The organism is Pseudomonas sp. A0308 (assembly GCF_044218815.1).
In the GTDB taxonomy this organism is placed as follows: domain Bacteria; phylum Pseudomonadota; class Gammaproteobacteria; order Pseudomonadales; family Pseudomonadaceae; genus Aquipseudomonas; species Aquipseudomonas iridis.
This window is the reverse complement of record NZ_CP162581.1, coordinates 6,274,600-6,293,794: the sequence shown is the minus strand read 5'-3', so window position 1 is coordinate 6,293,794 and position 19,195 is coordinate 6,274,600. Positions and strand designations below refer to the sequence as shown.

At 56.7% G+C, this 19,195-nt stretch carries 23 protein-coding genes; 16 read left to right on the top strand and 7 right to left on the bottom strand.

What is annotated here, in order from left to right; genetic code table 11:
- Window positions 1–24 precede the first annotated feature (24 nt).
- From AB4P92_RS29190 to galU, 4 genes are all read right to left on the bottom strand, one after another.
- The gene (locus tag AB4P92_RS29190) at window positions 25–1,290 is read right to left on the bottom strand and encodes an aminotransferase class I/II-fold pyridoxal phosphate-dependent enzyme (RefSeq protein ID WP_261735775.1); all 1,266 of its coding nucleotides are present in this window, start codon (window positions 1,288–1,290) and stop codon (window positions 25–27) included.
- A 21-nt stretch (window positions 1,291–1,311) separates the two neighbouring features.
- A complete protein-coding gene (locus AB4P92_RS29185) occupies window positions 1,312–2,163 on the bottom strand; it encodes a HemK/PrmC family methyltransferase (protein ID WP_261735774.1) in 852 nt (283 codons plus the stop codon).
- The gene (locus tag AB4P92_RS29180; RefSeq protein ID WP_261735773.1) at window positions 2,160–3,593 is read right to left on the bottom strand and encodes an FAD-binding oxidoreductase; all 1,434 of its coding nucleotides are present in this window, start codon (window positions 3,591–3,593) and stop codon (window positions 2,160–2,162) included. Before AB4P92_RS29180 ends, AB4P92_RS29185 begins: the two co-directional genes overlap by 4 nt.
- A 427-nt stretch (window positions 3,594–4,020) precedes the next feature.
- Window positions 4,021–4,860, bottom strand: coding sequence for a UTP--glucose-1-phosphate uridylyltransferase GalU (gene galU, locus AB4P92_RS29175; RefSeq protein ID WP_042559350.1), 840 nt, complete (start codon window positions 4,858–4,860; stop codon window positions 4,021–4,023).
- Between the two features lie 258 nt (window positions 4,861–5,118).
- Between galU and AB4P92_RS29170 the strand changes: the two genes are divergently transcribed.
- Window positions 5,119–5,304, top strand: coding sequence for a hypothetical protein (locus AB4P92_RS29170; RefSeq protein WP_042559351.1), 186 nt, complete (start codon window positions 5,119–5,121; stop codon window positions 5,302–5,304).
- A 148-nt stretch (window positions 5,305–5,452) separates the two neighbouring features.
- The gene (locus AB4P92_RS29165) at window positions 5,453–5,740 is read left to right on the top strand and encodes a hypothetical protein (RefSeq protein ID WP_080896026.1); all 288 of its coding nucleotides are present in this window, start codon (window positions 5,453–5,455) and stop codon (window positions 5,738–5,740) included.
- Window positions 5,741–5,743: 3 nt separating this feature from the next.
- On the opposite strand, the gene AB4P92_RS29160 is transcribed toward AB4P92_RS29165, so the two are convergent.
- Together AB4P92_RS29160 and AB4P92_RS29155 are read right to left on the bottom strand one after the other, a co-directional pair.
- The gene (locus tag AB4P92_RS29160) at window positions 5,744–5,974 is read right to left on the bottom strand and encodes a hypothetical protein (RefSeq protein WP_042559352.1); all 231 of its coding nucleotides are present in this window, start codon (window positions 5,972–5,974) and stop codon (window positions 5,744–5,746) included.
- Between the two features lie 71 nt (window positions 5,975–6,045).
- Entirely contained in the window at window positions 6,046–6,402 is a 357-nt protein-coding gene (locus AB4P92_RS29155) for a hypothetical protein (RefSeq protein ID WP_042559353.1), read from the bottom strand.
- Window positions 6,403–6,612: 210 nt separating this feature from the next.
- Here AB4P92_RS29155 and AB4P92_RS29150 point away from each other — a divergent pair, with 210 nt between their 5' ends.
- The 4 genes from AB4P92_RS29150 (at window position 6,613) to ada (ending at window position 8,982) form a co-directional block, all read left to right on the top strand.
- Window positions 6,613–6,915, top strand: coding sequence for a DUF1883 domain-containing protein (locus AB4P92_RS29150; RefSeq protein ID WP_042559354.1), 303 nt, complete (start codon window positions 6,613–6,615; stop codon window positions 6,913–6,915).
- Between the two features lie 28 nt (window positions 6,916–6,943).
- Window positions 6,944–7,120: a hypothetical protein gene (locus AB4P92_RS29145; RefSeq protein ID WP_155401126.1), complete on the top strand. Its 177-nt coding sequence runs from the start codon at window positions 6,944–6,946 to the stop codon at window positions 7,118–7,120.
- Window positions 7,121–7,161: 41 nt separating this feature from the next.
- Window positions 7,162–7,827: a DNA oxidative demethylase AlkB gene (alkB, locus tag AB4P92_RS29140; protein WP_042559355.1), complete on the top strand. Its 666-nt coding sequence runs from the start codon at window positions 7,162–7,164 to the stop codon at window positions 7,825–7,827.
- Window positions 7,828–7,914: 87 nt separating this feature from the next.
- Window positions 7,915–8,982, top strand: coding sequence for a bifunctional DNA-binding transcriptional regulator/O6-methylguanine-DNA methyltransferase Ada (gene ada, locus AB4P92_RS29135; RefSeq protein ID WP_395598620.1), 1,068 nt, complete (start codon window positions 7,915–7,917; stop codon window positions 8,980–8,982).
- Window positions 8,983–8,996: 14 nt separating this feature from the next.
- Here the strand turns inward: ada and AB4P92_RS29130 are convergent, their stop codons facing one another.
- Window positions 8,997–9,980 (bottom strand): MDR family oxidoreductase, encoded by a 984-nt coding sequence (locus tag AB4P92_RS29130; protein WP_395598619.1) that lies wholly within the window; start codon window positions 9,978–9,980, stop codon window positions 8,997–8,999.
- Between the two features lie 260 nt (window positions 9,981–10,240).
- On the opposite strand from AB4P92_RS29130, the gene AB4P92_RS29125 reads away from it, so the two are divergent.
- From AB4P92_RS29125 to folE, 10 genes are all read left to right on the top strand, one after another.
- A complete protein-coding gene (locus AB4P92_RS29125; protein ID WP_395598618.1) occupies window positions 10,241–11,305 on the top strand; it encodes an NAD(P)H-dependent flavin oxidoreductase in 1,065 nt (354 codons plus the stop codon).
- A 168-nt stretch (window positions 11,306–11,473) separates the two neighbouring features.
- A complete protein-coding gene (modA, locus tag AB4P92_RS29120) occupies window positions 11,474–12,241 on the top strand; it encodes a molybdate ABC transporter substrate-binding protein (protein WP_395598617.1) in 768 nt (255 codons plus the stop codon).
- On the top strand, window positions 12,242–12,922 hold the full coding sequence (gene modB, locus AB4P92_RS29115; protein ID WP_047301428.1) for a molybdate ABC transporter permease subunit: 681 nt from the start codon (window positions 12,242–12,244) through the stop codon (window positions 12,920–12,922). It abuts the gene before it with no gap.
- A gap of 3 nt (window positions 12,923–12,925) precedes the next feature.
- Entirely contained in the window at window positions 12,926–14,005 is a 1,080-nt protein-coding gene (modC, locus tag AB4P92_RS29110) for a molybdenum ABC transporter ATP-binding protein (RefSeq protein WP_210624604.1), read from the top strand.
- Between the two features lie 72 nt (window positions 14,006–14,077).
- Window positions 14,078–15,115 (top strand): DNA topoisomerase IB, encoded by a 1,038-nt coding sequence (locus tag AB4P92_RS29105; protein ID WP_261735769.1) that lies wholly within the window; start codon window positions 14,078–14,080, stop codon window positions 15,113–15,115.
- Window positions 15,116–15,260: 145 nt separating this feature from the next.
- Window positions 15,261–16,898, top strand: a complete 1,638-nt coding sequence (locus AB4P92_RS29100; protein ID WP_261735768.1) for an ATP-binding cassette domain-containing protein — start codon at window positions 15,261–15,263, stop codon at window positions 16,896–16,898.
- A 71-nt stretch (window positions 16,899–16,969) separates the two neighbouring features.
- Window positions 16,970–17,200, top strand: coding sequence for a hypothetical protein (locus tag AB4P92_RS29095; RefSeq protein ID WP_042562104.1), 231 nt, complete (start codon window positions 16,970–16,972; stop codon window positions 17,198–17,200).
- 121 nt (window positions 17,201–17,321) lie between these two features.
- On the top strand, window positions 17,322–17,552 hold the full coding sequence (locus AB4P92_RS29090; protein WP_042559364.1) for a hypothetical protein: 231 nt from the start codon (window positions 17,322–17,324) through the stop codon (window positions 17,550–17,552).
- A 271-nt stretch (window positions 17,553–17,823) separates the two neighbouring features.
- Window positions 17,824–18,108: a hypothetical protein gene (locus AB4P92_RS29085; protein WP_200615252.1), complete on the top strand. Its 285-nt coding sequence runs from the start codon at window positions 17,824–17,826 to the stop codon at window positions 18,106–18,108.
- A 452-nt stretch (window positions 18,109–18,560) separates the two neighbouring features.
- A complete protein-coding gene (gene folE, locus AB4P92_RS29080; protein WP_047301436.1) occupies window positions 18,561–19,118 on the top strand; it encodes a GTP cyclohydrolase I FolE in 558 nt (185 codons plus the stop codon).
- Window positions 19,119–19,195: the final 77 nt, after the last annotated feature.

Below are 19,195 nucleotides of genomic sequence, written 5' to 3'. Positions count from 1 at the left end.
CTGCAAGGTATTCGACGGTCAGATTCAAGCTGGCTCGCTGATAACAGGTGTCCACGTCCCGTCTCGCGACAACGCTTGCAATGCCTCCCCAAGCAGTCTGATCTCTTGCTCACGGTGATCGGACGACACTGCAAAACGCAGCATTGCTTTACCTTTGGCGATGATTGGATAGAACACCGGGAACAGCAGCATGCCTTGGTCACGCAGGGCTCTTGCAGCCAGCAATCCAGCCTCCTCGGTTTCAAAAAAGGCGCCCCTGACTGGCGACTGGACGCCCGCATTAAGCAGCTTGTTGTCGGTGACCGCATCTAAAAGGCTGACGTTTTTCCACAGGCGCTTTTGCAGCACGTCAATTTCTTCAGTGAGATGGATTTGCGCGGAAGCAACATTAGCCGAGAGCATCGGCACCATGATCGAATGCCCGAAGATCAATGGGTTTGCTGAAGTGCGTATGATCTCGACATCCTGCGGATCCGACACCACAACAAAACCACCGGCGCCGCCAAAGGCTTTGGAAAGTGATCCGGCCAAAATGACATTTGCCGGCATCGAATGATCTACAGCAGAAAACGCGTAACCCGCGCCGAAGCGGCCAACAATCGAAATACCGTGTGCATCATCTACATACAGATATCCCTGCGCAAACTCCAACTGCCGGGAAAGCTCGGCAATGGGCACCAAACCACTCATCGACCCAATGCCATCGATCAGAAGCACTGGAGTTTCGCCCCTGCTCGAACACTCTTTCAACGTAACGTCCAACGACTCTGGGTCAGTCGACTCAACTCTTGAAACAGAACCGAACTGTTCCAGAATTCCCCTCAAAACCTGCATAGATGCATGGGCAGTCTTGTCCATCAGCCAATGCACTCTCTTTCTGACGGGATAGCCAGCCAGTGAACCACTGCCCAACAGAGGCAATACACCGAGATGCACACTACTGGTGGAAGTGAACACAGCAACCGCACTGCCTCTATAAACCTGGCAAAGTAGCTCTTCCAGTTGCGGCAGATACTGGGGGCGCATCGCACTTCGAGAAGAAGATAGATGCAGCCCACAGGTATTGAGTGCCTGATGCGCAGCTTCGATCAGTGCAGGATGGGTTTCCAATCCCAGATACGAACACGACACAAATTCCGTATACACACCTCCTTCCTGCAGTGTGATCTGCTTGCCGGTACGACTCGCAACGGTAAAACCTGTCAGCCCTTCCTCATAAGCGGTTGTCAGAGCAGTAGTGGTGTTACCACGGCGAATGCTCATCCAGTCTTTCTTTACTTGCACATCCATGCGAAAACTCCTGCCCTGAAATCACTGAGGCTTGCGGCCAATCGTTATTACCGAACTACCCGACGCATCGGACTCGTCCTTGTCGATCACTGTTTCTATGTCAGTCAGGTGATCGCGCCTGAACAGTTCACGCACCGCTTCAGCCTGACCTTCGCCGTGCTCCATCACCAACCAGCCGTCGCGGACGAGCAACCGATCGGCAAGAGCAATGATCTGCCGAATCATCTCAAGCCCATCGGTACCGGAATAGACAGAGGCTTGAGGATGATGCTCGCCCCATTCGGGTAGCAGTTCCTGAGCCTGCGGAACGTACGGAGGGTTGGCGACAATCAGGCCGATCTGTTTTTCAAATGGCGCAAATGCCTGCTCGTCGCCAATGTCTGCACAAAGGTGATTTGCCTGTACCCCCTTGCACGACAACCGATCAATATTGCGTTTGAGGTACTGCACGGCTATCGGATCAAACTCGACGCAAGTGACTTTGAGGTCAGGTCTGCGTCGCGCGATCGCCAGACCTATCGCGCCACTGCCTGCACACAGATCCAGAACCTTTGCGCCCGACGGCATCGCTGCACTGCTCTCGATCCACTTGTGAATGACTCTGCTGTGAGAACGCGGGATGAATACACCGCTGCCGACGACCAGCGGCAAGTCGTCAAAGTCCACCGTGCCGACAATATGCCCAAGCGGGATACGGTTGCAGCGCTCATGAACAGCCAGCATGAACTCTTCAAGTGCGCGTTTTTTATCCGCACGCTCGATAAAGCGATCCACAAGGCAACTCAAGTCTTCTTCCAGACTCCAGACACCAGACTCTTGTAACAGCGCTCGTGCCTGATGAATGGCGATGCACTCACGCTCGGAAAGACTCATGACCACTCCCGATAATATTGGGAGAGTTTATTCAGGATAGATTCGTATAGGTAAGAGAACGCTACCAATTCCGGTGGCGGAGTAAACGAAGGGTGTAAATCATTTATCAATTGTTGATAGTTGCGCGACAACCCCTCATCTAGCAGCGGGAACCAATAAGGCTTTATATCCCAGCGATACTCATACCCCGTTGCAAACATTTGTTGCACGGTTTCTTTTACAGTGTTTTCTCGAGCAAATCCGGTCAGCGGAGCGCGCATTGGTGTAAACGGACTGAGATCAAGACCGGTATCCTTCAGTCCAGTCAAGCAGTCGGCTATATAGCTTGCCAACAATGGCGACTGATGCAACCCATCCCGATAAGTGCCTGTTGCGAGCCAAAGCCCCTCTACGCCGCACTCACCAATCAATGGGAAACCGTCAGCCGGAATGGGTCGGTTGCCAACCTGGATGGAAATGACTTCAGCACCATGCAGATCCAGACTCAGCTGATCGACAGCGCAATCAAGCAAGAACTGCACATCCGAAATAAGCGCATGGGTCTTCGGCTGTTCGGAGATAATATTAGTCGCGCCAAGGTACAGAATTCCATCACCGCGAGGAACGCAGTGCAGGCCACAGGCGAACGCACGGTTCGGGGTACGAATGACGGATCCCGGCAACTCGACGCCCTCCGGCATTTTCACCAGGACGGATACGCCATATCCACTGAATAGCGGTGGAATCTTCTTTACCACATCGTCGAAATCACTCAGCAGATCAAGAGAATGAACCCCCGCAGCGACGATCACTTTCCGAGCCCATAACACTTCCCCACCGCTTAACTCCACGCCTGTAGCTACACCGCCCTCCGCCAGCACTCGTCTGGCATTCTCATTTTTCAGAGTGCCGCCTTCAGCGACAAATGCAGCATCGAGCTTTTCCAGCAACAGATGGGAGTTCACTGAATGTTCGTTCGGTATGTACAAGCCTCGCAGCGGACGAACGAGATGGTTGGGTTTGAGCCACTCCATTTTGCGTGGATCAATGACCTCGTAAGGTTCGCCGTACTCACTTAGCGTGCTCTCGATGGTGTCGTAGTTGACACTGTCGACTTCGTCCATGCCCGCCGTATTGAGCAGGACGTGGGTGCCCATTGCGGTGAACAAGGAGGTTGCGTTACTAGAGGATATGGCAAGACGCTCTGCCCAACTCGGCCATAATTGCTGGGCCTGCCGGTCCATATCCAGCTTCAGTCGACCAAAGTCGCTTGCCAGCAATCCGCTGGTAACCTCTCCGAAACATCCGTTCATTGCCCCGGCAGCTTTTGACGCTGCGTTCGCACGATCGGTTTCGCCGACCCGACAGACATTCAAACCTCGCGATGACAGTTCATACGCGATTGAACCACCGACAGCGCCTGCCCCTACAACAATGACGTCGAACTCCATGTCTTGACCTCAAGATATTACATACGATTTAAGAAACTTGAATTTCCACCCTTTTAAAAACAAAACATTTCTATAATTTCGTTACATTACAGTTCAATAGAGCATTTGTTTCATATTGTATCTTTGAAATACTTTCACACACTCTGCCAATAAAAGAGCAATAAAAGCCAATAAACACGAGAACTAACCACTCGGTTAATCATCAACGATCAGATAATTTCTTTTGAACAAAACATAAAATTTAAATTTTAAGTTACAAACTACTAACAAAAATCTGACGACTAATTCGCACCAGACTCAAATAGCGAAAAACCGGACCAGGATTTTCAGTTTGCACAAACGCAAACGCCCCGAATATGTCGGGGCGTTTGTTTTTAGCGTCACACGATGCGGGCCGCGTGACGAACCTACAGAGGATCAAGCGCTCTTAGTAAGCCTTGCCAGTCTTGTAGAAGTTTTCGAAGCAGAAGTTGGTCGCGTCGATGTAGCCTTCAGCGCCACCGCAGTCGAAACGCGTGCCTTTGAACTTGTAGGCCATTACGCAGCCGTTCTGGGCCTGTTTCATAAGGGCGTCGGTGATCTGGATTTCGCCGCCCTTGCCTGGCTCGGTCTGCTCAAGCAGGTCGAAAATGTCCGGAGTCAGAATGTAGCGACCGATGATAGCCAGGTTCGACGGCGCATCTTCCGGCTTTGGCTTCTCGACCATGCTGTGAACGCGGTAGATGTCGTCGCGAATCATCTCACCGGCAATCACGCCGTATTTGTGAGTTTCTTGCGGATCAACTTCCTGAATGGCCACGATCGAGCAGCGGAACTGCTTGTACAGCTTGACCATCTGGGTCAGTACGCCGTCGCCTTCGAGGTTGACGCACAAGTCATCCGCCAGCACCACGGCGAACGGCTCGTCACCGATCAGTGGGCGCCCGGTCAGGATGGCGTGGCCCAGGCCTTTCATTTCGGTCTGACGAGTGTAGGAGAACGAGCACTCGTCCAGCAGTTTGCGGATGCCGACCAGGTATTTTTCCTTGTCGGTGCCTTTGATCTGGTTTTCCAACTCGTAGCTGATGTCGAAGTGGTCTTCCAGGGCGCGCTTGCCACGACCGGTAACGATCGAGATTTCAGTCAGGCCAGCGTCCAGAGCTTCTTCAACGCCGTACTGGATCAGTGGCTTGTTTACCACCGGCAGCATTTCTTTAGGCATGGCTTTAGTCGCTGGCAGGAAGCGAGTACCGTAACCGGCTGCTGGGAACAAGCATTTCTTGATCATATAAGTCCTTGAAAAGGCTGTGTGTACGAGTTTCGGCGCAGTCTAATCAGGCGGCGCGCACCTTACAATGCCCCGCACTGGCTGACCGATGCCAAAATAGAGAAATATTCTCGCCGATAGTTCCATCGACATCTGCAGACCATCACCTAGCGTAGCGCAAAGTGACCGAAGAGCAGGATTACCATACGCTCATCGCCCCCGTTGTGAACATTTTGCCGGTATCATGGCGACTTTGAACCAGCGAACGAGACAGATTAGATGGCCGCCGTAAAAATCATCAACGGGTATGTGATCGACAAGAAAGACGGAAAGTGGACTCTCACCACTACCAATGGCGAACACGTTGCCGGGCCTTTCGACAGCGAGCAGATGGCGACTGATGTTGCGTCGGTATTCACTGACACCCCTGCATCGGCAAAGCGCCGCGGCAAAGATCAGGACTGATCTGCTGCCAAGCGTCGCAAGCCCTGCCGTCGAGCAGGGCTTTTTTGTGCCTGACACACGACCGTCGCAAACAAGTGGCCAATCGCTATAACCTTTTCACACCGGCGCTGTCAGAGCGTCTAGTCCCCCATCGCTGAAGACGACAACTATGAACATGAACAGATTTTTGCCACTGATTGCGGTACTGGTATTGAGCGGCTGCGCCACGTCCCAACCGACCACCCTGAACAACGGCGAACAGGGGCTGACCATCGACTGCTCCGGCGAAGCCAATTCCTGGGCCACCTGCTATGAAAAGGCTGACGCCTCATGCGCAGGGACGGGCTACCGTATCGTCGGCACTGACGGCACACCGGCGCCGAAGGAAAGCGAAAAGACACTGGGCGTCGATGTCGGTAACTACAAGAACCGCAGCGTGGTAGTGGTCTGCAAATAGACTCTACATGTGAATTTCCGCGAACTTTATCCCGAGTCCGCGTACGACTTCGATCAGGTCGTCGAGCCGATTGAAAGACTCGACTTCGTCGTTTTCGTCCACCAGGAAATAGCTGCGCCCGGCGCTCTTCTTGAAAAACACGATCCATTCTCCGGAATTTGCCGGGTTCTGAATGACATGTGTGGCAGAGATCAAACCCTCTGCATGGCGTTCCCGCACTTGCTCTCGCTTCATTGCAACTCCAGAAATGAAAATGCCGTCACAGCATGACTGTGACGGCATTGATGCTGATGACCAATAGTCTATCAGCCGGAAATACAGGCGTTGGCAGCGTTACGCACATCACGCGGGCGCACCGGCACGTTGGACATGCGCTCATGCAGCTTGATGCTGCTACCGCCGGAGCGGTTTTCGATATCAAACACGGCGGCGGGACCAGAAGACAGTTTGCCCGGAACAATCACGCGAACCCCCTCCTTTTGCGGCTGTACCTGCAGCGCGCCGCGGCTGTTCGCCAGTTTTTCGGTCAGGCACTGCGCATACTCATGGGGCTTCTTGCCAGAGATTACGCTTACGGTCGGTAGCGTTTCATTGATTTCGGAAACGTTCGCACAACCACCCATAGCCAAAACCAACGGCAGACACACCACACCCCACTTCATACAAAACCTCCGTTAAAGACCGTCCGACAGCACAAATGCCGTTTTTCTCCGGGGCCTTCTGCATTTAACCCGCATCCAATCGCGAATATCTGTTCAAAATTGTCAAACCAACGCCCGACGGCCAGATAATAACCTGTGCAGGCTGATAAACTGCGCCCAATTACAAGCTATCGTTTTGATTTTGTAGAAAAAGCCCTTCTGGAGGCGCCCATGAAATTCATTCACCAGCGCGAACACCTCAACGAAGACGACATCGTCGTCATCCAGTGCTCGCAAACCTGCAACATCCGTTTGATGAGCGACGCCAACTTCCGCAGCTTCAAAAATGGCGGTCGTCACTCTTACCACGGCGGCGCTTTCGACACGTTCCCGGCCCGCATCACCGCGCCGAGCACCGGATTCTGGAACATTACCATCGACACCGTCACCACCCGGGCAATCAGCGTTACACGCAAACCGACGCTGACGCACTCGATCAAGATCATCCGCCGCTCCAGCTCCAAACTCAGCTGAGCCGCCCCGCCTACACAGACAGGTATTCATGACCGTGGCCCAAACGACTAAATACGTCATCAAGTACAAGCTCAACGGCGAGCGCCGTTTCGAGTTCGCGCAACTGGAAAACGGCACCGCGGAAGAAGCCAAGGCTGCTCTCGACGCAATCCACGGGCAGACTGAAGATGTGATCAGCGATATCGCCGTCAGCAAAGCGCTGTAACGGACCAACAGAATGACTGCCCCAAGGTTTTGGTGATCGCTATGCAGCCGCACACTTTCGACCTGTTCGCTGATCACCAACCCGCACAGCAGCCCCGCGCCGAACAGATCGGTGAACAATCTTGGGTACTGCGCGGATTCGCCCTGCCGCTGACCGATCGATTGCTACCGGCGCTGGACGCCGTCCTGGTCGCCGCCCCACTCCGCCACATGGTCACGCCGGGCGGCTTCAGCATGTCGGTGGGCACCAGCAGCTGCGGGCAACTGGGCTGGATTACTGACCGCAGCGGCTATCGTTACTCAAGGGTCGATCCACTCAGCGGATTGCCCTGGCCCGAGCTGCCGCCGGTGTTTGCCGATCTGGCAGAGGCCGCGGCGCAGGAGGCCGGTTTTTCTGACTTCAAGGCAGATTCCTGCTTGATCAACCGCTATATCCCCGGCGCCAAGATGTCCTTGCATCAGGACAAAGACGAAAATGCCTACGCTGCACCAATCGTTTCGCTGTCGCTGGGCTTGCCGGCAATGTTTTTGTTTGGCGGTTTCGCTCGTGGTGACAAGAGCCAGCGGATCCCTCTGTTGCATGGCGACATGGTGGTTTGGGGCGGCGTAGATCGCTTGCGGTTCCACGGTGTTTTACCGATCAAGCAGGGGCGACACCCGCAACTTGGCGAACAACGCATCAATCTGACTTTTCGTGTTGCCGGATGAACCTTGAAAATTTGACCGCAAGGCCCGGAGTGTTGTGTTCACCAACGCTGGTTAACCTGAATCAAACAGGTCAACGGATTAGCCATCATGAAAACGCTTTCGAGCACGCCCAACATTGAAGACGATCCACGCTGGGCCGCTGTTGTTGCGCGGGATGCTCGGGCGGACGGGACGTTTGTCTATGCGGTGAAGACCACAGGCATCTATTGTCGCCCAAGCAGTCTTGCGCGCTTGCCGAAACCGCATAATGTGGAGTTTTTTGATACGGCGCTTGAGGCTGAAGCCGCCGGCTACCGCCCGAGCAAAAGGGCCAGCAAGGATCAGAGCGATGTGCTCGCGCAACATGCTGCCACCGTGGAGCTGGCATGCAGGCAGATCGAGTCCGCCGACACTTTGCCGGCGCTCAATGAACTCGCCGAAACGGCCGGTCTGAGCCCGTTTCATTTTCACCGTGTGTTTAAAGCCGCGACCGGACTGACGCCGAAGGGTTACGCCAGCGCCCACCGCTCGCGCCGCGTGCGTGAGCGCCTGGCAGACGGCGGCTCAGTGACCGATGCGTTGTATGACGCAGGTTTCAATTCCAACAGTCGTTTCTATGAAAGCGCCGATCACTTGCTGGGAATGAAACCCGGTGACTACCGCGCGGCCGGGCAAAACAACGACATTCGTTTTGCCGTCGGACAATGCTCGCTTGGCGCGATCCTGGTGGCACAAAGCGAGCGCGGGGTTTGCGCGATTTTGTTGGGCGACGATCCTCACCAACTGGTGTGTGATCTGCAGGATCAGTTTCGCAAAGCCAATCTTATTGGCGCCGACGCAGGGTTTGAACAGTTGATCGCCAAAGTCGTCGGCTTTATCGAAACCCCGGCCATCGGCCTCGATCTACCGCTGGATGTGCGCGGCACGGCATTTCAGGAGCGCGTGTGGCAGGCGCTGCGGGAAATCCCGGTTGGCAGCACCGCCAGCTACGCCGACGTTGCCCAACGCATCGGCGCGCCGACATCCATGCGCGCCGTGGCTCAGGCATGCGGTGCCAATCGATTGGCCGTCGCGATTCCCTGCCATCGCGTGGTGCGCAGCGATGGCAATCTTTCCGGTTATCGCTGGGGTGTCGAGCGTAAAAGGCAACTGCTGGAGCGTGAAACGCAACCCTGAAGCTGCGTGCCACTTCAGCGATTGACGTCCACCACAACGCGCCCGCGAAGCTGTCCTGCGAGCAGTTTCGGCGCGGCATCGATAACGTCGCCGAGGGCGATTTCATGGCTGATCAATGGCAGTAAGGCAAAGTCCAGATCCTTCGCCAGTCGACCCCATGCCTCCACGCGGCGCGCTTTTGGCTGAGTCACGCTGTTGATCCCGGCCAGAGTGACGCCGCGCAAAATAAACGGCGCCACCGAGGCAGGGAAATCCATACCCTGGGCCAGACCGCACGCGGCGACGGTGCCCTCTGCACGCGTACTGGCGCAGGCATTCGCCAGCGTGTGGCTGCCGACCGAATCGATTACCGCTGCCCAACGTTCCTTGGCCAGCGGCTTGCCCGGCTCGGACAAGGTCGCGCGGTCGATGATTTCAGTCGCGCCCAATTGCTTGAGATAGTCATGCTCGGACACCCGGCCCGTGGACGCCACGACCTTATAGCCGAGCTTGCTCAGCAGCGCGATGGCAAAACTGCCCACGCCGCCATTGGCCCCCGTCACAAGCACCTCGCCCTGCGCAGGCGTCACGCCATTACGCTCAAGCGCCAAAATGCACAACATTGCGGTGTAACCCGCCGTGCCGACCGCCATCGCCTGAGCAGCGGTAAAAGCGTTTGGCAACGGAATCAGCCAGTCGCCATTCAGCCGGGCCTTTTGCGCTAGGCCGCCCCAATGGCTTTCGCCCACGCCCCAGCCATTGAGCAGCACCTGATCGCCCACTTTATAGTCGGGATGTGAGCTGACCTCGACGGTGCCTGCCAGATCGATCCCCGGCACCAAGGGAAATTTGCGCACCACCGGGCTGCTGCCCGTAATCGCCAAGCCATCCTTGAAATTCAACGTGCTGTACGCAACGGCCACGGTCACGTCGCCCTCGGGCAACTGGTCTTCGTTGATCTGTTGAAGGTTGGCGCGATAACCGCTGTCGTCTTTATTGATCAAAATACCGTTGAACATGATGGCCTCTCATGGATGGGTTTCAGGGGGTCATGGCTTTCAAATATCACATCGCAATACGTTGCCACACTCGACTTTCAGCCAATCCGCGAATCGGCCGGGTATTTTCATGGCGCCGGCGGTGGAGATGGCGGATTTCATCGACGCTGAGAACCTGCGTCAGGTGATGTTCACAATTTCAAAGTGGCCCGGAGTCTGGTTTTGCTGGTAAAACCGGCTTTGCCGTCCCTGCCCCGTTTCATCGTTCGGAGTCCGCTTCCATGAGCCAATGGCCAGATACACGCATTCTCGACCTGCTCGGCATTCAATCGCCGATCATTCAGGGCCCGATGGCCGGTGCGACAAATTCATCGATGGTGATCGCCGTGTGCAACGCTGGCGGCCTGGGTTCGATGCCGGCGGCGATGCTAAGCATCGAGCAGTTACGCGAAGAGCTGAAAACGATTCGCGAACACACCGACAAGCCCTTCAATGTAAATTTTTTCTGCCATCAGCCACCCGCCGCTGATGAGCAACGCGCACGCGAGTGGAAGAACCTGCTGGAACCGTACTACCGCGAACTGGGTGTCGACTTCGAGGCGCCAACACCGGTATCCAACCGGGCGCCGTTCGACACGGCAGCGTGCGAAGTGCTGGAAGAATTCCGGCCGGAGGTGGTGAGTTTTCACTTCGGATTGCCAGAGAAATCTCTGCTCGATCGAGTAAAGGCCACCGGCGCAAAAATCCTCTCTTCGGCAACCACCGTCGATGAAGCGATCTGGCTGGAACACAATGGCTGTGACGCGATCATCGCCATGGGCTACGAGGCCGGCGGTCATCGCGGGATGTTTCTCAGCGAGGACTTGAGCAGTCAAGTCGGCACGTTCGCACTGGTGCCGCAGATAGTCGATGCGGTGACAGTGTCGGTGATTGCCGCCGGTGCAATCGCAGATGCGCGAGGCGTCGCGGCAGCTTTCATGCTCGGCGCGTCAGCGGCTCAGGTTGGCACCGCGTACCTGTTCACCCCGGAAGCGAAAGTCAGCGCCTCTCATCACAAGGCCCTGCGCACCGCCAAAGAGAGTGAAACCGCGATCACCAACATTTTCACCGGACGCCCGGCACGGGGCATTCTTAATCGTGTGATGCGTGAAATGGGGCCAATGTCGGCCAAAGCGCCGGCATTCCCGTTGGCCGGTGGCGCCCTGATGCCTCTACGTGCAAAAGATGATGCGCAGTTCGCCAACCTGTGGGCAGGCCAGGCATTCACGCTGGGCCAAGACCTCAGCAGTGCTGAACTGACTCGCCAATTGGCCGAGGGTGCATTGGCGAAGCTGAATGCGCGTTGATACCGCGCGTGGGATGCGTTTCAGGTCAAGCGGCCCGTCAGGATAAATCCTCTCGCCACAAAGTGGGGATCGCTATATATTTCGCTACATAGCGATTTCCCCCCTTGCAACGGCGCAGTCCACCTCGAGTAAACCTGCCCTGTGCACCGCCCACAACGGAGCTGCTACATGACCATTCGCGCCTCACGTTTTGCCCCTGTCCGTCTCACCTCACTGCTTGCCGTATTTGCCATCGGTGCTGCTCAGGCTGATGAAGTGCAGGTCGCTGTTGCTGCGAATTTCACGGCACCGATCCAGGCCATCGCTGCCGATTTCGAAAAAGACACCGGGCACAAACTGGTCGCAGCCTATGGCGCCACCGGCCAGTTCTACACACAGATCAAGAATGGCGCGCCGTTCGAAGTGTTCCTCTCGGCGGACGACACCACGCCGGAAAAACTGGAAAGAGAAGGCGATACCGTCAAGGGCTCGCGCTTCACTTACGCCGTTGGCACCCTGGCGCTGTGGTCGGCGAAGGACGGTTATGTCGATACCAAAGGTGAGGTGCTGAAGAAAAACGAATACCAGCACCTGTCCATCGCCAATCCGAAAACAGCACCATACGGCCTGGCAGCCACGCAAGTGCTGGAAAAACTGAAACTGACCGAAGCGACCAAAACCAAGATTGTCGAAGGCCAGAACATCACCCAGGCCTACCAGTTCGTTTCGACTGGTAACGCCGAACTCGGCTTCGTCGCGCTGTCGCAGATCTATAAGGAAGGCAAAGTCACCAGCGGTTCGGCGTGGATCGTACCGGCCAGCCTGCATGATCCGATCAAACAGGACGCGGTGATCCTCAGCAAAGGCAAGGACAACGCCGCCGCCAAGGCACTGGTTGAATACCTCAAGGGCCCGAAAGCCGCTGCGGTGATCAAGTCTTACGGCTACCAACTCTAAATGTCGCTGACGAGTGCCGATTTTGCGGCGATCTGGCTGACCCTGAAACTGGCGTCCCTGACCACCGCGATCCTGTTGGTTATCGGCACGCCGATTGCCCTGTGGTTGTCGCGCACCCGCTCATGGTTGCGCGGCCCGGTTGGGGCGATCGTCGCCCTGCCCCTCGTGCTGCCGCCGACCGTTATCGGTTTTTATCTGTTGCTGATGATGGGGCCACACGGCTTTCTCGGCCAGTTCACCCAATGGCTGGGGCTCGGCACTCTGACGTTCAGTTTCACCGGGCTGGTGATTGGCTCCGTAATCTATTCCATGCCGTTCGTGGTGCAACCGTTGCAAAACGCGTTTTCGGCTATTGGTACCCGCCCGCTGGAAGTGGCCGCAACATTGCGCGCCAATCCGTGGGACACCTTTTTCAGCGTGATCCTGCCGCTGGCCCGCCCGGGCTTCATCACGGCGGCCATCCTCGGGTTTGCCCATACCGTCGGTGAGTTCGGCGTCGTGCTGATGATTGGCGGCAATATCCCCGACAAGACCCGCGTGGTCTCGGTGCAAATCTACGATCACGTTGAGGCGATGGAATACGCACAGGCCCACTGGCTGGCAGGCGCGATGCTGGTGTTTTCGTTTGTGGTGTTGCTTGCGCTGTACTCAAGCCGCAAGACCCGCGCGGGCTGGAGCTGATCGATGATTGATGCACGTTTGAAAATGGCCTATTCAGGCTTCAGCCTGGATGTCGATCTGCACTTGCCGGGCCGCGGCGTCAGCGCGCTGTTCGGCCACTCCGGGTCGGGAAAAACCACGTGCCTGCGCTGTATCGCCGGGCTTGAACGCGCAGAGCAAGGCTTTATTCGGGTCAACGACGAGGTTTGGCAGGACAGCGATAACGGTGTTTTCGTCCCGCCGCACAAACGCGCGGTGGGTTATGTGTTTCAAGAGGCCAGCCTGTTTCCGCATCTGTCAGTGTTGGCCAACCTGGAGTTCGGCCTCAAACGTATTGCCAAGTCGCAGCGCCGGGTCGACATGACGCATGCCACTGAATTGCTCGGCATCGGTCATTTGCTTGAGCGTCATCCGCAGCATCTCTCGGGTGGCGAGCGTCAGCGTGTCGGCATCGCCCGTGCGCTGCTGACCAGCCCAAAACTGCTGCTGATGGACGAGCCGCTCGCAGCACTCGACAGCCAGCGCAAAAACGAAATCCTGCCCTACCTGCAGCGCTTGCATGATGAGCTGGATATTCCACTGTTGTACGTCAGCCATGCGCAGGACGAAGTCGCGCGCCTGGCCGATCATCTGGTGCTGCTCAGCGACGGCAAGGCCCTGGCCAGCGGGCCGATTGGTGAAACCCTCGCGCGTCTGGACTTGCCGATGGCCATGGGCGATGACGCCGGCGTGATCATCGAAGGCCAGGTCTGTGCCTACGACGCGGATTATCAGCTGCTGAGCCTGCAATTGCCGGCCACCGAAATGAGCATCCGCGTAACGCATGCGCCAATGGCGGTGGGCCAGACCTTGCGTTGCAAGGTACATGCGCGCGACATCAGCCTGACCCTGCAAAACAGCGAATCCAGCAGCATTCTCAATCGCCTTCCGGTCACCGTCATCAGTGAGCAGGCCGCGGACAATGCCGCGCATGTGCTGATTCGTCTAGACGCGGGCGGCACGCCTTTGCTGGCGCGCATTACAAGGTTCTCCCGCGATCAATTGGGCGTGCGTCCTGGCCTGCAATTGTGGGCGCAGATAAAGGCAGTCGCGGTGCTCGCGTAAATCATTCGGCACGACGGCTTCGGCGTGCGGTCAATGGCTTTAACGACCACTGCGCCACCAAAGGAAGCCGCCATGCCCGACACCGAGCTGATCGATGCACTGCCATCCGACCTGCATTACGTCGATGACACACAGCCCGGCATCACCCGCAAAAAACTGCGCGGCAAGTTCAGTTATTTCGAACCGTCGGGCCAACGCATTACCGATGCGGATGAGATCAAACGCATCAACGCCCTTGCCGTGCCACCGGCCTACAGCGACGTGTGGATCTGCCCCGACCCGAGCGGTCATCTTCAAGCCACCGGCCGCGACGCCCGTGGCCGCAAGCAATACCGATATCACGCGCGCTGGCGTGAGGTGCGTGATGCCGACAAGTATTCGCGGCTGCGCGAGTTCGGCCAGGCATTGCCGAAGTTACGCAAACAACTGGAAGCACTGTTGGCTGCACCGGGCTTCAGTCGCGACAAGGTCATGGCCACGGTGATCACCTTGCTCGACGCAACGCTGATTCGAGTCGGCAATACGCAATACGCGCGGGATAATCGCTCCTACGGCCTGACCACCCTGCGCAGCCGGCACGTCGAGGTCAACGGCAGTGCGATCCTGTTCCAGTTTCGGGGCAAGAGCGGCATAGAACACCAGATCACCGTGAAGGATCGGCGCCTGGCGCGGGTCATCAAACGCTGCCTGGAAATCCCCGGGCAGAATCTGTTTCAGTATCTGGATGAACACGGCGAACGGCATACCGTCAGCTCTTCCGACGTCAACAGCTACCTGAAAACCCTAACCGGCGCAGACTTCACCGCCAAGGACTACCGCACCTGGGCCGGCAGCGCCTTGGCCTTGTCCGTGTTGCGCGAGCTTAAACATGAATCAGAAACCGAAGCTAAACGGCATGTGGTGGACATGGTCAAAGGCGTCGCCAAACAGCTGGGGAACACGCCTGCAGTGTGCCGCAAGTGCTACATCCACCCGGCCGTGGTGGAAAATTTCATGCTAGGCGCGCTTGCCGAATTGCCGCGCCCACGCGTACGCAAAGGGCTGCGCACCGAAGAAGTGGCGCTGGCGATGTTTCTCGAACGCATGAGCGAGATGACCGTCGCCCCTTGATCGACTGCGCACCGTCCTTTAGGCTAGCCACCTTTCCGTCCTCAGGATGATCGCAAACGTGAACAATCCAGCCTTCTAAAAATGTAATCGCGACTTGCCGCTTATTAGCGCTTGTCAGTTTTCACGACATTTTCTGGAGGTGCCGATGACTCACGTCTCGCGTACGCCTGCACTCGTCTCCCTGAATCAAATGGGCTTTCAATTCGCCAATGGCGAGACGATTTTCAACGACCTCACTCTCAAATTCGATCATCTGCCGACCGCTATCGTGGGTCGCAATGGCATCGGCAAAAGCGTGCTCGCGCGGCTGATAGCCGGACAATTGCAGCCTGTCACCGGCAGTGTGGCGCGTCCGGTTTCGGTGAGCTACGTCGCGCAAAACTTCGTCGCAACCTGCGGGCAGACAGTCGCCGACGCAACAGGCACGGCGCCGGGGCTCGCGGCGCTCGAGCGGCTGGCGATGGGCTGCGCCAGTAGCGAGGATTTCGACCTCATCGGCGAACGCTGGGATTTATCGGAGCGCTTGCGTCAGCGACTGGATGAAGCCGGACTGCCCGACATCGTTGCCAGCGACCTCACTCAAACGCTCAGCGGTGGCCAACAAGCCAGAATCGCCCTGATCGGCGCGCTGCTGAATCCCGGTCAATTACTTGTGCTGGATGAGCCGACCAACCACCTCGACAACGCGGGTCGGCAATGGCTGAGGAACGCACTGCAAGCATGGCGCGGTGGCCTGATTGTCGTCAGTCACGACCGCCAGTTACTGGAACAGATGCGTCGAATTGTCGAACTCACGCCATTGGGGGCGACTGTCTTCACGGGTCGTTTTTCAGAATTCACTGAACAGCGGCAGGTCCATCAAGCCGCGGCGCAGGCACAGCTTGATCAGGCCCGGGTCGAACGCCAGCGCCAGCGTGCGCGACTGCAACGCGAGCACGACACAATCCAGCGCCACGCTGCCAGCAGTCGGCGCAACGCACAGACCGCCAACGTGGCGGGCTTCGAACGGGCGGCGATGAAAGCGGCTGCGCGGGAAATCATGGACCACGTGCGCCTCGGCCAGCAGTCACGCAAAACCGATCTGGATACCGGGGTACGTGACGCCTTCGCGAAGGTCGTGCCTGACGAGGGTGTCTTGATCAATCTGCCGGGCAGCATCGTGCCGAGTACACGCCGGATCTGCACGTTGATCGACGCTCGTTTGCCCTGGCTAGCGGCTGATGCACCATCGTCGCGGCTGAACCTAGACATCCACGGGCCGATGCGTATTGCGGTCAGTGGTCCGAATGGCTGTGGCAAATCGACGTTGTTGAACCTGCTAAGCGGTGAACTGAAGCCACTGTCCGGCGCCTGCAGCACCCATGTGCCGTTGGCTTTCCTCGATCAGCAACTGACGTCGCTGGATGATCGTATGTCTATCGTTGAACAGCTGAAGGAGCAACAAACACCGCTGAGCGAAGGCACGTTGCGCAGTTACCTGGCACACCTGCAACTCAACGCGCAGCGCGTCACCCTGCCCTGCGCTTCACTCAGTGGCGGTGAACGCCTGAAAGCCGCGCTTGCTCTGGCGTTATGGCGTCAGACGCCCGCCCAATTACTGCTGCTTGATGAACCAACCAATCACCTTGATCTGACTTCGGTAGAAGCTTTCGAGCAAGCCTTGCAGACATTTCCCGGAGCGATTGTGGCGGTTTCTCACGACCAGGCGTTTCTACGAGCGTTACACCCGAGCCATGAACTGCAGTGGCACGCCGAAGGATGGCGTCTGCAACCGACGAGCTGACCTGGCTGTTTTTTGCACAATTGCTGAAGACTTCTATAGTTGATGTGACACGAATCAACTGCGGTGACGCCATGGAAGACATTTTCATCGTGAAGCGTTGCAACAAGATCATCATTCACGGGCGACGCGCCACTGATAGCCAGCATGATCCTGCAGAAGCCAAAAGCTGGTTTCGCATCTGCGATAGCCGCACTGGCGGTTTCATTGGCGATGGCTACGACGTGGAAGAGGACGCTCGAGACGAATGCAAGCGTCTCAACGCAGCCAGTTCAACCACACCGGCCCGACAGTTATCAAGCTGATGCCGATCAGCAGCGGGTCTATACTGAAACCAGCTGAAGGAGCAGCGCCCCATCGGCAGAAAGCTCGCAACTCGCGGGCTTTTTGCTGCTGTTCAGCGGTTTCAACGTACGGAGGTGTTTCATGTCCGAGAAAGAGTCCATCACTACCCTCCTCACCCTGCTCGACGCCCGGCAGGCGCGCCTCGCGGCCGCTTGCAAAGAGATAGCCGACTGGGTCGATCACCAGGGCGGGCACCCGACAGCCCTGCGCATCCGCGATCGCCTGAATGACATCGAAAAAGATGCTCCGCTGATTCGCAACTCACTGTCGGCGCTCAAGCCTATTGATCGGCCATTGCCTCGATTCAGATAACAGTGGGTTTTGCGCGGTAATCATCTGAGCCTCACCAGCGGTGGCAAAAGTGTCACCGAAATCCTGCCTGGGCGCTTTTTATCTGGATTTTGAATTGGCGTGGAGCTTTTCACATAACCATCACATCTGCTGGCCTACAGTAGAGTTACTCCTTTAGAAACACCCCCCTCACCCGCCCGCATGCGGGTGTTTTTTTTCCTGTCGAAAACCTCCCCGAACGTCGTTGTATTCAAATGGTCAAAATTTGTACACGTCACGAAGGAGACATTTCATGGTCATCCATTTCAACGTCGACGGGCATCTGGCCTGTGGTCACAAAGGTGAACAACTGAGCTCAAGCAAAGAACTCAATCGCGTGAAGTGCCGCAGTTGCCGCAATACCGATGCCTTCAAACAAGCAAGAAAAGACCAGCGCAATGCGGCCCGCCGCACCGCGCGAAGAGCAAAAACCCCACACGGCCCAACCAACTGGCGCGCCGAATGGATTGAACGGCTGACGACGATGGCCGGACTTCAGCGCTTGCCCCGCGGCTTTAGCGGACAAGCCTTTGTTTAGGACAGCATAAAAAGGGCCGATTCTCTCGGCCCTTTTTTCGTGTCTCTTCTGCGTAGATCCATCGCCTCTCATTCGACGGGGCGAAGAATCAAAGAGATGCATCATCCACGCGTTCGTCAAACGCATTGCTATCGCCTGACTCACCCTTCTGGAAATTAACACTGAACTCAGGTTCGCCGCCGATACCGCGATGGGTGGCGGCGCTGCCATGTAAGTGTTTCCCATACCAGATTGTAAGTGCACGTCGTGGCATTGGCTTCCGAGAAGCTATCCGAGCAACCTCACACATCTGCGATGTGAGGGTTTCGCATCTGCACAAAAAGATTGCCGATTCATTGTCAGATGATTTTTTTCAGCCTATCTTGAATAAAACCTATACAAAGCACTTGGCCGCGTACAACTCTTTAGCTACGGATTGGCCCTCACGCATACCAACGCCGCGAGAAACTTCGATGAACCCACTACTAGCCAGCCATTACCGTGAAATTCTCGTCGGCGTCGGTGAAAACCCCGAGCGCGAGGGGCTGTTAGACACGCCCAAGCGTGCCGCCAAAGCGATGCAGTATCTGTGCAATGGCTACACGTTGAGCCTGGAGGACGTCACCAACGGTGCCTTGTTCGAGTCGCAGAGCGATGAAATGGTGATCGTCAGCGACATCGAGCTTTATTCCTTGTGTGAGCACCACATGCTGCCCTTTATCGGTAAGGCGCATGTGGCCTACATCCCCACCGGCAGGGTGCTGGGGCTATCAAAGGTCGCGCGAGTGGTTGATATGTTCGCGCGTCGCCTGCAGATCCAGGAAAACCTCACACGGCAGATTGCTGAAGCCATCCAGCAGATCACCGATGCCGCCGGTGTGGCGGTGGTCATTGAAGCCAGGCACATGTGCATGATGATGCGCGGCGTAGAGAAGCAGAATTCGGTCATGACTTCCTCCGTAATGCTGGGCGCCTTCCGTGATAGTTCGACGACGCGGCAGGAGTTTCTACAGCTGATCGGACGGCGATAAACCTATACAGGGCCTGCCCACTGTACAAGCCCATAGTTCGAAACTTCACACTCATCACCTTTGTACTTCAGGGAGTA